The sequence below is a fragment of the Pseudomonas sp. LRP2-20 genome (assembly GCF_024349685.1).
Lineage (GTDB): Bacteria > Pseudomonadota > Gammaproteobacteria > Pseudomonadales > Pseudomonadaceae > Aquipseudomonas.
This window is the reverse complement of the sequence record NZ_AP025944.1, coordinates 3,502,882-3,517,645: the sequence shown is the minus strand read 5'-3', so window position 1 is coordinate 3,517,645 and position 14,764 is coordinate 3,502,882. Positions and strand designations below refer to the sequence as shown.

Here is a 14,764-nt window from a genome sequence, read left to right as displayed (position 1 = left end):
GGCGCTAGAAGCTGTATTTGGCCGTCATCATCAGATTACGTGGCGCCCCCCAGGTATCGCCACCGTAGTCCACCGAACTGGCGACGGCCGAATAGTACTTGCGGTCGAACACGTTGTTGGCATTGAGTTGCAGGTCGAGATGCTGACTGACCCGGTAGCCGGCCATCAGGTCGGTGACCGCATAGGCACCCTGGGCCAGCCGGTACTCACTGCCATCGGCCACGGTGAAGTCGTTGTAGATGCGGCTCTGCCAGGAAATGTTGCCACCGACCCGCAGCTTCTCCAACGGGCCCTGGAAGTGGTACACGGTGTTCAGCTTGAACATGTGCTCCGGGGTGTCGGTATCGAAACGCTGGTTGACATTGGCGGGGTTGGCGGCGTCCTTGATGGTGTGCGCGCGGGCATAGGTATAGCCGCCACCGATCTGCCAGTTTGGCGTCAGCGCGCCTTGCAGCTCCATGTCGATGCCCTGGCTGCGCACTTCGCCCGAAGCTTCGTAGCAGGAAGTCTGCGGGCAGTTCGCGACGAACACCTGGGTGGCACGGTTTTCCTGGTCGATGCGGAACAGCGCGATGCTGGCATTGAGCGCGCCGTCGAAGTATTCGCCCTTGATGCCGACCTCATAGTTCTTGCCCACGATCGGTTTCACCGGGGTGCCGGAGATGTCCTTGGAGCTTTGCGGGGTGAAGATGTCGCTGTAGCTCACGTACACCGAGTGGTGGTCGTCCAGGTCGTAGATCAGGCCGGCATACTTGGTGACGTTGCGGGTGACCTTGTAATCGCCGTCGCCATCACGGTTGTCATAGTCGTACCAGTCCAGGCGCCCGCCGAGGATGAGCTTGAGCGGGTCGGCCAGGTTCAGCCGGGTGGTCAGGTACACGCCATCCTGGGTGGTGACTTCACGCTGGTTGTCGGTGTGTACGAAGTTCGGTTTACCGCCATTGAGCGGCCAGTACATGTCGTACGGGCTGTAGTTGCGGGTGTCCATGTCGTAGATGCGCTTACTGGCACCTACCACCAGTTCGTGGGTGCGCCCGAGCAGCTCGAACGGGCCGCTGACGAAGCCGTCCAGGCCGGCCTGGTTTTCCTGATGCCTGGACTGGTAGACCGTGCGTTGCAGCGGTGCCTGCAGGCCAGCCCAGCGCGACTGGTAGGACCCGGTGAAGGTCGCATCCTGTTGCGCATAGTTGGCGTTGAGCTGCAGCGTCCAGTCATTGGCCAGGCGATGGCGCAATTCGGCGAACAGGGTGTTGATCTCCTGGTCCTTGTTCTCCCAGTCGGTGCCCGGGTTGTAGGAGCGCGAGAAGCCCATGTGGTGGCCGTCGAGGGCGGTGGGCATGGCGCCCCAGAAGTAGTTGGTCTTGTCCTTCTGGTGCGAGAAACCAAGCATCAGGCTGGTGTCATCGGAGAGATCCGCCTCGGTCACCGCATAGAACAGGCCATGGTCTTCCTCGACATCATCGACAAAGCTGTTGGCGTCGCGGTAGGACGCCACCACGCGTCCGCGCAGGGTGCCGCTGTCATTTAGCGGGCTGGAGGCATCGATCTCGCCGCGGTAGTCGTCCCAGCTACCGGCGGCGCCGGTCAGGGTGACCTTCTGCTCGGCCAGTGGGCGCTTGCGCACCAGGTTGATGGCTGCCGACGGGTTGCCGGCACCGGTGACCAGGCCGGTGGCGCCGCGCACCACCTCGACCCGGTCGAACATCGCCAGGTTCGGCTGGGCGCCGACCACCCAACCGGTATAGCCGCTGGGGATGCCGTCGTACATCAGGTTGTCGATGTTGAAACCGCGCGAGGAGTAGCTCTGCCGGCCCGGGCCGCTGGAGTAGTCGAGGAACAGGCCGGGCGTGGCCTTGACCACGTCATTGATGCTGGTCATGGCCTGGTCGTCCATGCGCTGGCGGGTGATGACGGTCACCGCCTGGGGCGTTTCACGCATGCTCAGTGGCAGCTTGGTTGCGGTGGACATGGAGCCGGTGGTGTAGGAGCCCGAGCCCTCGGTGGTGCTGCCCAATGCCTCCGAGCTGATTTCGGTGGCGCCCAGTTCCAGTGTGGTGGGGGTATCTTCGGCCACGGCTGGCGTGACAACGGCCATGCAGATGGCCATGGCGAGCAGGTTGCGGGCGGGCAGGGGGCGCGTGTGCGCGAGGGGCGACAACATGACGGATGGGCTCCTGATGATTGCTAATACAAGTAAATATGAGAATCGTTAGCAATCAGTTTGTCAGGATGTGTCGCTCCTTGGGAAGGTGGTATGCCAAATCCATTACAAAATTTTCACAAATCACCCGGAACGGGTAATCCGCTTGCCACGCTGGCTGGCCACCTCCAGCGCCTGCCCGTCGCGTTGCTTGCCTTGCCGCGCCAGGCCTTCCAGCTGCGGAATCAGCATCCCCTCCGGCAGGTGCCGCCAGAACCTCCCCGGCATGTGCAGGCGCAGCGCGTCGGGGTTGAGCCGGGCCGGGTTGAAGGTATGCCGGTAATAGGTGCGCCACAGTTCGGCACCGGGGTCTTCGGCATTTTGTGCCCATTGCCGCCAATCTTCAGGGCAACGGCGCTGATATTCGAAAGCCTGGCCATCGAAGCGGATGCCGTCCTGTGGCGTCGCGATCAGCCAGCGCTGGCGCCCGAGGCGGTCGGCGAAGTGCGTGCTGGCGCTCTCCAGGATGTCGTGGGCGGGTTCGTGGTAGGCCACCAGGTCCAGCTGCAACTGCTTGGCCAGCGCCTCGGGCAGCGGCACGAAACGTACGAACGCATGCAGGTGGTGCGCCTCGCGGCTGACCTGCTTGATACGCCGCTGCAATTCGCTGCCCAGGCGGTCACCCGCCAGCATGGCCGTGCGGTCGCCGTGGGCCACGCGCCAGAGCACTTCATACAGCAGGTTCCAGCGTTGCTCGCCGCGGTAGCGTGCGGCTTGCTCCAGTTGCGTCAGCAGCGTGGCGGGCACCTTGGCGCGGAATGGGCCAGGGCCTTCGGGCAAGGGTGTGGGCAGGGCCAGCAGGTCCTGGATCGGGCCTTGCGCCCAGGTCACGTCGGCGGGGTCGATACCGTGGCCGAGCAAGGTGCGGGCCTGGTTGCGCCAAGTGCCGAACTGGTCATCGCAATCGAGCGCAATCACCCCCACAGCCCCATCTGCTGCGGCGCCTGAGGTTCGCGCAGGCGCGCCCTGAGCAAGCCGCTGCGCAACTCGCCATCGGCGGGGCGGTAATCGCTGGTGACGATGAACGGCCGTGCCTTGTCCAGCACGCAGCGCAGCTGGATCAGGTCGTCGTAGCGCACGCGTCGCTCGCGGCGCAGTGCCACCAGCCGTTGCACGCTGCGCAGGCCGATGCCGGGGATGCGTGCCAGCAGCGCCGGCTCGGCGCGGTTCACATCCAGCGGAAACACCTCGCGGTTGGCCAGTGCCCAGGCCAGCTTGGGGTCGATGTCCAGTGCCAGGTTGCCGGCCTCGCCGAGCAGCTCACCGGCCTTGTAGCCATAGCCACGCAGCAGGAAGTCGGCCTGGTACAGGCGGTGTTCGCGCAGCAGTGGCGGGGCGGCCAGGGGCACGCTGCCAGGGCTGTCGGGGATCGGGCTGAAGGCCGAGTAGTACACGCGTTTGAGCCCATAGCCCTGATACAGCGACTCGGCGTTGCGCAGCAGGGTGCTGTCGTCGGTGGCATCGGCGCCGACGATCACCTGGGTGCTTTGCCCGGCCGGGGTGAAACGCGGCGCTTTCGGTTCACCGGCCACGGCCTGCTGGCCCTGGTGGATCACGCCCATGGCCTGGCGGATGGTGTGTGCCTGCTTCTCCGGGGCCAGGCGCTTGAGGCTGGCATCGGTGGGCAACTCGATGTTGACGCTGAGGCGGTCGGCCAGGCGCCCGGCCTCTTCGATCAGCAGCGGGTCGGCGTCGGGGATGGTCTTGAGGTGGATGTAGCCACGGAAGTTGTGTTCTTCCCGCAGCAGGCGGGCCACGCGAATCAGCTGCTCCATGGTGTAGTCGGCCGAGCGGATGATGCCGGAGCTGAGGAACAGGCCACTGATGCAGTTGCGCCGGTAGAAGTCCAGGGTCAGGCGCACCACTTCCTCGGGGCTGAAGCGGGCCCGCGGCACGTTGCTGGAACGGCGGTTGACACAGTACTGGCAGTCATACAGGCAGAAGTTGGTCAGCAGCACCTTGAGCAGCGACACACAGCGGCCATCGGGGGTGTAGCTGTGGCAGATGCCCATGCCATCGGTCGCGCCCAGGCCATCGCTGCCGCGCGAGCTGCGTTTCGGTGCGCCACTGCTGGCGCATGAGGCATCGTACTTGGCGGCATCGGCGAGAATGCCGAGTTTGGCGATGAGCTGCATGGGGTTGTCTCGAAATACTGATTATTCATACAGTATTTCGAGACTTGTGCTTTTGCAAGCGCCCCGAGGCGAAAGGTCGACAGGCCTGACTTCAGGGCTTGCTGAAGCGATAGAACAGGTTCGGCTCGCTGACGACATAGAGGTTGCCGGCGCTGTCCATGGTCATGCCTTCGGGCTGCGGGGCGTCATGCTGCAACCCACCGAGCCAGGTACGCAACGAACGGATGCTGACGAAGCGGCCATCGCCATCGAGCTCGGTGATGTTCTTCGACTGGTCGCTGAGCACCAGCAGGTGACCGGTGCGCGGGTCGTAGTAGCCGTCGGACAGGTCGGTGGCGTACACGCTGCGCTTGACCCAGTCGCGGCGGTCGCTGACCGTCAACTGCAGGGGGCCGCCGCTGAGCGCCGTGAGCATGCCGGTGACGGTGAACAGCTGCCGCGGGTCGCGCTCCTTGATGGCGAACAGGCGATCGTGCTGGCGGTCGTAGGTCACCCCCTCGAAGCCCTTGTTGCGGTGGGTCGGGTTGATGTCGAGGGTGATCCACTGTGCCTCGCTGGCGTGAATCGGCTGCGGGTGGTCGGGCAGGGTGATCACGTCCAGCCGTTGCATCTGCTCGTCGCTGATGGCCAGGCGGCCATTGCCCAGGTACGCCAGGCCTTCGGTGTCTTCGAAGTCCACCAGTGGGTAGCGCGCCAGGATGTCGCCGTCCTTGCTCAGCTCCAGCAGCTCCATGGGCACACCATTGGTGATCGCCAGCAGCCGGTCGCGGTCGTAGTCATAAGTGATGCCGGACAGGTTGGTCAGGCTTGGCTCCACGACCTTGGCGTCGATCCTCAGCTTGAAGGCCGGCAGCCAGACGTTCTGCCCGGGCGCGGTGTCACCGGTCCAGCGGTTGCTCAGGTGCGCGAAGAGTTGCTGCGGCCAGAACGAGCGCGCGGCTTCGATGCCCACCAGGGCCATGGCCAACAGCACCACCAGTGCGCTGATCTGGCCCCAGCGGTTCAAACGTCTCCACAGGTGCCGGCGTGGGGCTGGCAAGGTCTGGGTAGTCATTGTGCGAGCCCCTGTGCTGCGGTTTGCAGATTCCCGGCCCTGCTGGTCCAGGCGAAGTGGTAGACCTGTGGCGGTAGCACCGGCTGGCATTGGCCGTTGTCGGCATCGGCGCCGACCACATACCACTCGGCGCGCGAGGTATCGCCCAGCCGGTGAGCCTTGTCGGCGTTGAAGCAACGGCCCAGTTCCGTTGCCGGAATCAGGGCAAAGGCCGTGGGGTTTTGGCGTAACCAGTACACCGCCGTCTCGGGCTTGGACTGGTTGGCGAAACCGAAATGGACGATGGGTTGACGGGCAAACAGCCAGTGCCCTTCGCGCCAGTTGACCAGTACCAGCTCGGCGCCACCGGTGGCGCGTGCGGCTTCGCTCATCAAGGTTTCGTGCGGGTTGCGGCCTTCCTTCAGAGGCTCGACGAAACCGCGTGCGAACCACAGGCAGAACCAGGCCAGGGCAATGGCGGTGAACGCCTTGCGCCAGCCAGGGCGGCGCTGCAACCAGCGTTTGAGCAGCCAGGGCACCAGCGGGGCGATGGCCAGCACCAGCCCGGGCAGGGCCGGGAAAATGTAGAGCTTGCGCTTGCCGCTGCTGAGGCTGAAGAACAGCAGCACCAGGGCGACCCAGCCAAGCAGCAGCAGGAAGCGCCCATCACGCTTTTGCAGTTGCCGGCGCCAGGCCGGGACCAGCCATGGCAAGGCCAGGATCAGTGGCAGCCAGTACTGCGGGATGACCTTGACGAAGAAATACCAGAAGGGCTCGCGATGATCCCAGGCATTGGCATAACGGTTGGCGGTCTGGCGCAGGAGAATCTCCTTCAGGTAGGCCAGTTCCGCCGCACCACCGCCGTGGGCGATCGACATCAGCAGCGGCAGTAGCCACACCGCGCAGCCTGCCAGCAGCCAGACGAAACCCAGGCTCCAGCGCCCACCCTGGCCCGGGTAAGCCACTACCCCGCGCCAGCCCTTGCGCACGGCCCAGGCGTAGGGCAGCAGCATCAGCGCCGGGACAAAGCCCACGCCCTTGCTGATGATGCCCAGGCCCATGGCCGCGCAGGCCAGGTAGAACCAACCCCAGGCCGGCCCCAGCAGCAGATGGCGGACCATGCCGTAGAGGCCCAGCGCCACCCACAGGCACAGGAAACTGTCGATCTGCCCGGTACGCAGGATGCTGTAGCTCTGGTAGGTCGCCAGGAACAGCAGCGCGGCAATCACGCCGATGCGCCGGGTCCACAGGCGCTGCCCCAGGTCATGCAGCACCAGGGTGATGGTCGCCGCCGACATCAGCCCTGGCAGGTAGAGGGCGATTTTCGGCGAACCCGTCAGGTAGCTGAACAGGGCCACGGTCCACATGAACAACGGTGGCTTGTCGCCGTAGATTTCCGCCGCGCGGTGGGGGATGAACCAGTTGCCGCTCTGGAGCATTTCCAGGGCCACGCCGAGGAAGCGTTCCTCATCGACGTTCATCGGCTGGCGCCAGCCGATACCGGCACCGACCAGCAGCACCGCGAGTAAAACCAGGGCCAGGCGTTCGGCCCCAAGCGTCTTGAACCTTGGCAAGGGCTATTCCTTCTGCTCTTTGTTTCGGGCAATCAATTGCAGGTTGCGCAGGTAGACCACCAGGCCGAACGACTGGCCGATGATGAACACCGGGTCCTCGCGGTAGATGGCGTAGATCAGCAACAGGGCGCTGCCGAGCATGCTCAGGTACCAGAAACCCACCGGGATCACGCTGCGTCGCTTGAATTCGCTGTACAGCCACTGCAGGACGAAGCGGCCGGTGAACACGACCTGACCGGCGAAGCCGATGATCAGCCAGAGGGTTTCGCGGGTCATCCTTCGAGCTCCTGTGGTTGGGTGTCCAGGCGCGTGCGGCGGATCAGCCACCAGACCCCGACCAGGTCGAGGATGCCGACCAGGGCACGGTCCAGGTTGCCGTACTTGGACACCCCGGCATGGCGCGGACGATGGTTCACCGGGTGCACCAGCATGCGGCCCTTGTGGCGCAGGATCAGCGCCGGGATGTAGCGGTGCATGTGGTCGAAATAGGGCAGGCGCAGGAAGGCGTCGCGCTCGATCAGCTTCAGGCCGCAGCCAGTGTCCGGGGTGGCGTCCTTGAGCAGGCGGCTGCGCAGGCCATTGGCAAAGCGCGAGGCCCAGCGCTTGCTGGCGGTATCGCGGCGGTTGACGCGGTGCCCGGCCACCAGCTTGATGCCGCCGCCGAGGTCTTCGTTGCCACGTACCAGGGCGAGCATGCCGGGGATGTCGGCCGGGTCGTTCTGCCCGTCGCCATCAAGGGTGGCCAGCCAACGGCCGCGGGCAGCTTGGGCAGCGTGCCAGATGGAGGTGCTCTGACCCAGCGAGCGGTCGTGGCGCAGGATGCGTAACTGGGTAAAGCCTTGCTGTTTGAGCTGGCGCAGCCTGTTGAGCGTCTGGTCCGTGCTGCCGTCGTCGACCACCAGCACTTCATAGTGTTCAGCGGCCAGTGCCGTGCGGATTTCCGCCAGCAATGCCGGCAGGTTGTCGACCTCGTTCTTGGCGGGGATCAGTACCGAGAGGTCAAGTGAATCAGTCATCGAGGCTACCTGTGTTCTTGTAGTGATTGCGTGGTTCAAACCCGGTAGAAGTCCCGGTACCAGCCAACGAAAGCGGCGACGCCGTGCTCCAGCGGAGTGCTCGGCGAAAAGTCGATCCAGCGCGTCAGTGAGTCCACATCCGCCCAGGTTTCCAGCACGTCACCTGCCTGCAACGGCAGGTACTCGCGTTGGGCCTTGATGCCCAGCGCGTTCTCCAGGCACTCGACAAATGCCAGCAGGCGCACCGGCTGGCCGCGACCGATGTTGAACAGCTGGCAGGGTGGTTGCCCGGCATCAGGCCGTGGCGGCTTCTGGCGCAGGCGCACGATGCTTTCGACGATGTCGTCGATGTAGGTGAAGTCGCGCGCCATCTGGCCGTGGTTATAGATCTCGATCGGCTTGCCGTCGAGCATCGCCCGGGTGAACTTGAACAGCGCCATGTCGGGGCGGCCCCACGGGCCATAGACGGTGAAGAAGCGCAGGCCGGTGATCGGCAGCTGGTACAGGTGCGCGTAGCTGTGCGCCATCAGCTCGTTGGCGCGCTTGCTGGCGGCATACAGCGAAATCGGTTGCTCGACAGGGTCATCGATGCTGAACGGCTGCTTGGTGTTGGCGCCGTACACCGAGCTGCTGGAGGCATAGATCAGGTGACGCGGTGGGTGCTGGCCGCAGGCTTCGAGGAGGTTGAGAAAACCGGTCAGGTTGGATTGCCCATAGACGGCGGGGTTGTCCAGCGAGTAGCGCACACCCGCCTGCGCTGCCAGGTGGATCACCTCGCTGAACGCCTGCCCGGCAAACAGTTGCTGCATATCGGCAGCGTTGGCGATGTCGACCGTCTGGAAGCGGAAGTTGGGGTAGGCGAGCAACTGCTGCAGGCGCGCGAGTTTGAGCTCGACGCTGTAGTAGGCATTGAGATTGTCGATGCCCACCACTTCGATGCCCGCTTCGCACAGGCGGCGCGCCAGGTGGAAACCGATGAATCCGGCCGCGCCGGTGATCAGGACGGTCATGGTTGTTTCACCTGGCCACGGCCGATGGCGTAATACGTGAGACCGGCGGCGGCCATGTGCTCGGGTTCGAACAGGTTGCGGCCGTCGAACACCACGCGGTCAGCCAGTAGCTGCGGCACGCTGTCCAGGTTCAGCACGCGGTAGTCTTGCCACTCGGTGACGATCACCAGGGCATCGGCACCCACCAGGGCGTCGTCCTTGCACGGTAACAGCTGCAGATCGGGGCGCGTGCCGTAGTGCCGCTGGATCTCGTCCATGGCTTGCGGGTCGTGGGCCTGCACCCTGGCGCCAGCGGCCCACAGCGCTTCGAGCAATACCAGGCTGGAGGCTTCGCGGATGTCATCGGTGTTGGGTTTGAACGAAAGCCCCCACACGGCGAACACCTTGCCGCGCAGGCCGCCTGGGTAGTGGCGCTGGATCTTGCTGAACAGCCGGCTCTTCTGCCGCTGGTTGACCGCCTCCACGGCGCCCAGCAGCAGTGGCTCGAAGCCTTCGGCCTCGGCTGTCTTGCGCAGCGCCTGCAAGTCCTTGGGGAAGCAGGAGCCGCCAAAACCGCAGCCGGGGTAGATGAAGTCGTAGCCGATGCGCGGGTCCGAGCCGATGCCGCGGCGGACCATTTCGATGTCAGCACCCAGGTGCTCGGCCAGGTTGGCGATTTCGTTGATGAACGAAATCTTGGTCGCCAGCATGCTGTTGGCGGCGTACTTGGTCAGTTCGGCGCTGCGCGCGTCCATGACCATGATTTTCTCGCGGTTGCGGCTGAACGGCTGGTACAGCTCGCGCAGCAGTTCGACCTCTGCCGGCAGGGCGCCGCCGATGATGATGCGGTCCGGGCGCATGCAGTCATCCACTGCCGAACCTTCCTTGAGGAATTCGGGATTGCTGATGACCTGGTAGCTTTCTGCGTCGGCCACGGCCTGGCCGATGCGTGCCTTGATGCGGTCTACCGTGCCGACCGGCGAGGTGGATTTGTTGACGATGACTTTCGGGCCATCGGCGTGTTCGAGAATGCTGTCGACCACGTTGAACACAAAGCGCATGTCGGCGCTGCCATCGGCCTGAGGCGGGGTGCCAACGGCGATGAAGTGCAACCTGGCGTGTTGCACTGCTTCACGGGCGTCGGTGGTGAAACGCAAGCGGCCGCAGGCCAGGTTTTTCTCCAGCAGCGGCGCTAGGCCGGGCTCGAAGATCGGGCAATGCCCTTCGCTGAGCGCCGCCACCCGCTCGGCGTTGATATCCATGCATAGCACCGAGTGGCCCACCTGAGCCAGGCATACCGCCTGGGTAAGGCCGACATAGCCGGTACCGAAAACCGTAACCTTCATTCAAAGCTCCATGGTGTGAACCTGTACGGGCAGTACCCCCTGCTTGCGCAGGTGCCTGAGTTTTGGCCGCAGAGATCCTTGGCGAAAAAGCTGAAAAAAAATGTCACATTTTTGTGTAAATTTTGTTACTTGAGCCCGATGTAGAAGGTCGCCTGCACCCGCACACGTTTGCGTTGCAAATAAAAGGCAAACGCATGTTCTGCGCGCACAAAAAAGCGCCTGGCGCAGGCCTGGAAGTTGGGAGGGTCAAAACATGACGTGTTCGAAACCCCGAGAAGGGTTGGCACACAGCGATAGCATAGACAGCAACTTGCGAAGTGCCAGAATGTGCGTGGGTTTTCTTAGGATAAGTTGCACTAAGCGATATCAGTTGTATGGCAGTGAATGCCAATAAGTTGTTTGAACGCACGCGAAATTTGCCGAGGGGCTAGACTGTTAACGGATATACATCCATTCATCCCACTGACCACCGCTCCCCTCGAACCGGACTTCTTCGTCGACGGTGGCCTTCTTGCAGAGGAGGGCAGGTCATGGACGAGGCAAGGCTTCATGAATTCATGGGCAAGCTGGTTGGTGACATGGGCGCTGCAGCGACCCTGGCCAATGTGATCCTCGGCGATGAGCTTGGCCTGTACCGGGCCATGGCCGACAGCCAGCCGACCAGCCCCGAGGCGCTGGCAGCAAAGACCGGTTGCCACCCGCGGCTGGTGCGTGAATGGCTCAATGCTCAGGCGGCTTCTGGCTACATGGTGCATGACAAGGGCACGTTCGTTCTGCCCGAGGAACAAGCCATGACCCTGGCGTTGGAAGACTCGCCGGCCTACATGGCCGGTGGCGCGGCAGTCATCGCCGCACTGTTCCATGACAAGGACAAGCTGGTGGCGGCGATGCGCGGCGACGGCGGGCTGGCCTGGGGTGACCATCACCCGTGCATGTTCAGTGGCACCGAGCGTTTCTTCCGGCCCGGTTACCGCACCTTCCTGGTCGCGGACTGGTTGCCGGCACTCGAAGGCGTGGTGGCCAAGCTGCAGGCTGGGGCCAAAGTGGCCGATGTCGGTTGTGGCCATGGCGCCTCGACCCTGGTCCTGGCGCAGGCGTTTCCGGCGTCTAGCTTCACAGGCTACGACTATCACGCACCGTCCATTGCCACGGCCAGCGAACGCGCGCGCGAGGCCGGGCTGGCGGGGCGGGTGAGCTTCCAGCAGGCGTCGGCCAAGGACTACCCGGGGCATGATCATGACCTGGTGTGCTTCTTTGATTGCCTGCATGACATGGGCGACCCGGTGGGTGCGGCGAAGCATGCCTACCGGACGTTGAAAGCTGACGGCACAGTGATGCTGGTGGAGCCTTATGCCGAGGATTCGCTGGAGGGCAACCTGACGCCGGTCGGGCGCTTGTTCTATGCGGCGTCGACGTTCATCTGCACGCCTAACTCGTTGTCCCAGGAAGTGGGGCTGGGGTTGGGCGCTCAAGCCGGGGAGGCACGCCTGCGGGCGGTGTTCGAGGAGGCCGGATTCACGCAGTTCCGGCGGGCGACGCAGACGCCGTTCAACCTGATCCTGGAGGCCCGTAAATAGGTGACAACCTGCACTGGCCTCTTCGCGGGCAAGCCCGCTGCCACAGGGATAGCTTCGCCTTCGAGGGCTGTGCAGTACTTGTGGGAGCGGGGTCAACCGCGAAGAGGCCGGGCCTGCAAATGCAGAAGGGGCGCCATGTTGGCGCCCCTTCTGGTTACTGCTTAGGCTTCAGCGTCCCAGGGACGATCACCCTTTTCATCTTTGACGCGGGTCGGCAGGCCCATTACGTCCAGCGCCTTGAGGAACGGCTCGGCTGGCAGTTCCTCGACGTTGACCATGCGCTTGGCATCCCACTCGCCACGGGCAACCAGCAGGGCCGCAGCCACTGGTGGTACACCGGCGGTGTAGGAAATGCCCTGGCTGTCGGTCTCGGCGAAGGCTTCTTCGTGGTCGGCCACGTTGTAGATGAACACTTCGCGTGGCTGGCCGTTCTTGGTGCCCTTGACCAGGTCACCGATGCAGGTCTTGCCGGTGTAGCCCGGGGCCAGCGAGGCCGGGTCAGGCAGCACGGCCTTGACCACTTTCAGCGGTACCACTTCCAGGCCTTCGGCAGTTTTCACCGGTTGCTCGGAGAGCAGGCCGAGGTTCTTCAGCACGGTGAACACATTGATGTAGTGTTCGCCGAAGCTCATCCAGAAGCGTACGTTCGGCACATTGAGGTTCTTCGAAATCGAATGAACTTCGTCGTGGCCGGTCAGGTACAGGTTCTGCGAGCCGACTACCGGCAGGTCGTCGGTGCGCTTGACTTCGAACATGGTATTGCTGGTCCACTGGCTATTCTGCCAGCTCCACACTTGCCCGGTAAATTCACGGAAGTTGATTTCCGGGTCAAAGTTGGTGGCAAAGTACTTGCCGTGCGAACCAGCATTGACGTCGAGAATGTCGATCGAATCAATGCTGTCGAAGTATTGCTGCTGCGCAAGTTTTGCGTAGCTGTTCACCACACCCGGGTCGAAACCGACGCCGAGAATGGCGGTAATGTTCTTTTGTTGGCACTCTTCGAGGTGTTTCCACTCGTAGTTGCCGTACCACGGCGGGGTCTCGCAGATCTTGCCCGGCTCTTCGTGGATGGCGGTGTCCAGATAGGCGACACCGGTATCGATGCAGGCACGCAGCACCGACATGTTGAGGAAGGCGGAACCGACGTTGATCACGATCTGCGACTCGGTCTCGCGGATCAGTGCCTTGGTCGCCTCGACATCGAGGGCATTGAGCGAGAAGGCCTGGATGTCGGCGGGTACCTTGAGGCTACCCTTGGCCTTGACGCTGTCGATGATGGCCTGGCATTTGGAGATGTTCCGTGACGCGATAGCGATACGACCCAGTTCGTCGTTATGCTGCGCGCACTTGTGGGCCACCACCTTGGCGACACCTCCTGCACCAATGATAAGAACGTTCTTCTTCAATTTACCTGTTGCTCCTTACTTGGAAAGCCGGTCTTACGACAGGCTGGAAACGTAGTCTTCGAAACCGAAATCGCGGACCACCTCGACGCTGCCGTCGAGCTGCTTGACCACGATGGACGGCATCTTCAAACCGTTGAACCAGTTTTTCTTGACCATGGTGTAGCCGGCCGTGTCGATGAACGACAGGCGGTCGCCGATGGCCAGTGGGCGATCGAATTGGTATTCGCCGAAGATGTCACCCGCCAGGCACGACTTGCCGCAGACCATGTAGGTGTGCTCGCCGTCGTTGGGGGCCATCTTGGCGTTGAGGCGGTAGATCAGCAGGTCGAGCAGGTGAGCTTCGATCGAGCTGTCGACCACGGCCAGGTGCTTGCCGTTGTACAGGGTGTCGAGCACGGTCACTTCCAGCGAGGCGCTGTTGGTGATGGCGGCTTCGCCGGGCTCCAGGTAGACCTGCACGCCGTACTTTTCCGAGAAGGCTTTCAGGCGCGCGCAGAAGGCGTCCAGCGCATAGCCTTCGCCGGTGAAGTGGATACCGCCACCGAGGCTGACCCACTCGACCTTGTGCAGCAGGTGGCCGAAGCGCTCTTCGATGTGCGACAGCATCTTGTCGAACAGGCCGAAGTCACCGTTCTCGCAGTTGTTGTGGAACATGAAGCCGGAGATCTGTTCGATCACCTGTTCGATCTTGGCCGGGTCCCATTCGCCGAGGCGGCTGAACGGGCGGGCAGGGTCGGCCAGCAGGTAGTCGGAGCTGCTGACCTGCGGGTTGACGCGCAGGCCACGGACCTTGCCTTCGGACTGTTCGGCGAAGCGCTGCAGCTGGCCGATCGAGTTGAAGATGATCTTGTCGCAGTTCTCGAGCATTTCCTCGATCTCGTCATCGGCCCAGGCCACGCTGTAGCCATGGGTCTCGCCAGCGAACTTCTGGCGGCCGAGCTTGAGCTCGAACAGCGAGGACGAGGTGGTGCCGTCCATGTACTGCTGCATCAGGTCGAACACCGACCAGGTGGCGAAGCACTTGAGGGCGAGCAGCGCCTTGGCACCGGAGTTTTCGCGCACGTAGGCGATCTTCTCCATGTTGCTCAGCAGCTTGGTTTTGTCGATGAGGTAGTACGGCGTCTTGATCATTTAAAGGCCCCCGGCCAGGCCGGCCAAAAAAAAGACCCGCATTGTGCCTTCACTTGCCGCAGATCGAAAGGGCGGATGGTGTATTTCGTCTGCGCGGTAGTGGTTGCAGGTGAAATGATTCGGCAGTGGTGGGTTCAGTTGTACAGGGGGGAATGAACAGCTTGATGACAGGTTGACCAATGGCATGTGCTTGCCATGGCATTTTCAGCGCCTGTGAGATCGAGCGCCGCCCGCGCGGCGCATCGCGAGCTTTGCTCGCTCCTACGTTTGTTTCGGGCCAGTAACGTCTGTGACAGGCGCGCGCGATCGCCTTGTTGGTACGACGCGATACCGAGTCAGGCGCCAAGGCGTTCGCGC

At 63.2% G+C, this 14,764-nt stretch carries 12 protein-coding genes; 1 reads left to right on the top strand and 11 read right to left on the bottom strand.

What is annotated here, in order from left to right; genetic code table 11:
- Positions 1–4: 4 nt before the first annotated feature.
- The 9 genes from OCX61_RS15650 to OCX61_RS15610 all read right to left on the bottom strand — a co-directional run bounded on the left by OCX61_RS15650 (position 5) and on the right by OCX61_RS15610 (position 10,293).
- A complete protein-coding gene (locus OCX61_RS15650) occupies positions 5–2,161 on the bottom strand; it encodes a TonB-dependent siderophore receptor (protein ID WP_261940317.1) in 2,157 nt (718 codons plus the stop codon).
- Between the two features lie 123 nt (positions 2,162–2,284).
- Positions 2,285–3,124 (bottom strand): TIGR03915 family putative DNA repair protein, encoded by an 840-nt coding sequence (locus tag OCX61_RS15645; protein WP_261940316.1) that lies wholly within the window; start codon positions 3,122–3,124, stop codon positions 2,285–2,287.
- Positions 3,115–4,335, bottom strand: a complete 1,221-nt coding sequence (locus tag OCX61_RS15640) for a putative DNA modification/repair radical SAM protein (RefSeq protein ID WP_103447025.1) — start codon at positions 4,333–4,335, stop codon at positions 3,115–3,117. The genes OCX61_RS15645 and OCX61_RS15640 overlap by 10 nt, the downstream gene beginning before the upstream one ends.
- Positions 4,336–4,426: 91 nt before the next feature.
- Positions 4,427–5,389: an SdiA-regulated domain-containing protein gene (locus OCX61_RS15635; RefSeq protein ID WP_410011078.1), complete on the bottom strand. Its 963-nt coding sequence runs from the start codon at positions 5,387–5,389 to the stop codon at positions 4,427–4,429.
- On the bottom strand, positions 5,386–6,942 hold the full coding sequence (locus OCX61_RS15630) for an ArnT family glycosyltransferase (RefSeq protein WP_261940315.1): 1,557 nt from the start codon (positions 6,940–6,942) through the stop codon (positions 5,386–5,388). Before OCX61_RS15630 ends, OCX61_RS15635 begins: the two co-directional genes overlap by 4 nt.
- Positions 6,943–6,945: 3 nt before the next feature.
- Positions 6,946–7,218 carry a lipid-A-disaccharide synthase N-terminal domain-containing protein gene (locus tag OCX61_RS15625; RefSeq protein ID WP_261940314.1) on the bottom strand — a complete coding sequence of 91 codons (273 nt, stop codon included), beginning with the start codon at positions 7,216–7,218 and terminating at the stop codon, positions 6,946–6,948.
- The gene (locus OCX61_RS15620) at positions 7,215–7,958 is read right to left on the bottom strand and encodes a glycosyltransferase family 2 protein (protein WP_261940313.1); all 744 of its coding nucleotides are present in this window, start codon (positions 7,956–7,958) and stop codon (positions 7,215–7,217) included. Before OCX61_RS15620 ends, OCX61_RS15625 begins: the two co-directional genes overlap by 4 nt.
- A 35-nt stretch (positions 7,959–7,993) precedes the next feature.
- Positions 7,994–8,968, bottom strand: coding sequence for an NAD-dependent epimerase (locus OCX61_RS15615; protein WP_261940312.1), 975 nt, complete (start codon positions 8,966–8,968; stop codon positions 7,994–7,996).
- Complete coding sequence (locus OCX61_RS15610; protein ID WP_261940311.1) at positions 8,965–10,293, bottom strand: UDP-glucose dehydrogenase family protein; 1,329 nt, start codon at positions 10,291–10,293, stop codon at positions 8,965–8,967. Before OCX61_RS15610 ends, OCX61_RS15615 begins: the two co-directional genes overlap by 4 nt.
- A 530-nt stretch (positions 10,294–10,823) precedes the next feature.
- Between OCX61_RS15610 and OCX61_RS15605 the strand changes: the two genes are divergently transcribed.
- Positions 10,824–11,870, top strand: a complete 1,047-nt coding sequence (locus OCX61_RS15605) for a class I SAM-dependent methyltransferase (protein WP_261940310.1) — start codon at positions 10,824–10,826, stop codon at positions 11,868–11,870.
- A gap of 161 nt (positions 11,871–12,031) precedes the next feature.
- On the opposite strand, the gene OCX61_RS15600 is transcribed toward OCX61_RS15605, so the two are convergent.
- On the bottom strand, positions 12,032–13,276 hold the full coding sequence (locus OCX61_RS15600; protein WP_261940309.1) for a saccharopine dehydrogenase family protein: 1,245 nt from the start codon (positions 13,274–13,276) through the stop codon (positions 12,032–12,034).
- Between the two features lie 33 nt (positions 13,277–13,309).
- A complete protein-coding gene (locus OCX61_RS15595; protein WP_261940308.1) occupies positions 13,310–14,407 on the bottom strand; it encodes a carboxynorspermidine decarboxylase in 1,098 nt (365 codons plus the stop codon).
- Between the last annotated feature and the right edge of the window lie 357 nt (positions 14,408–14,764).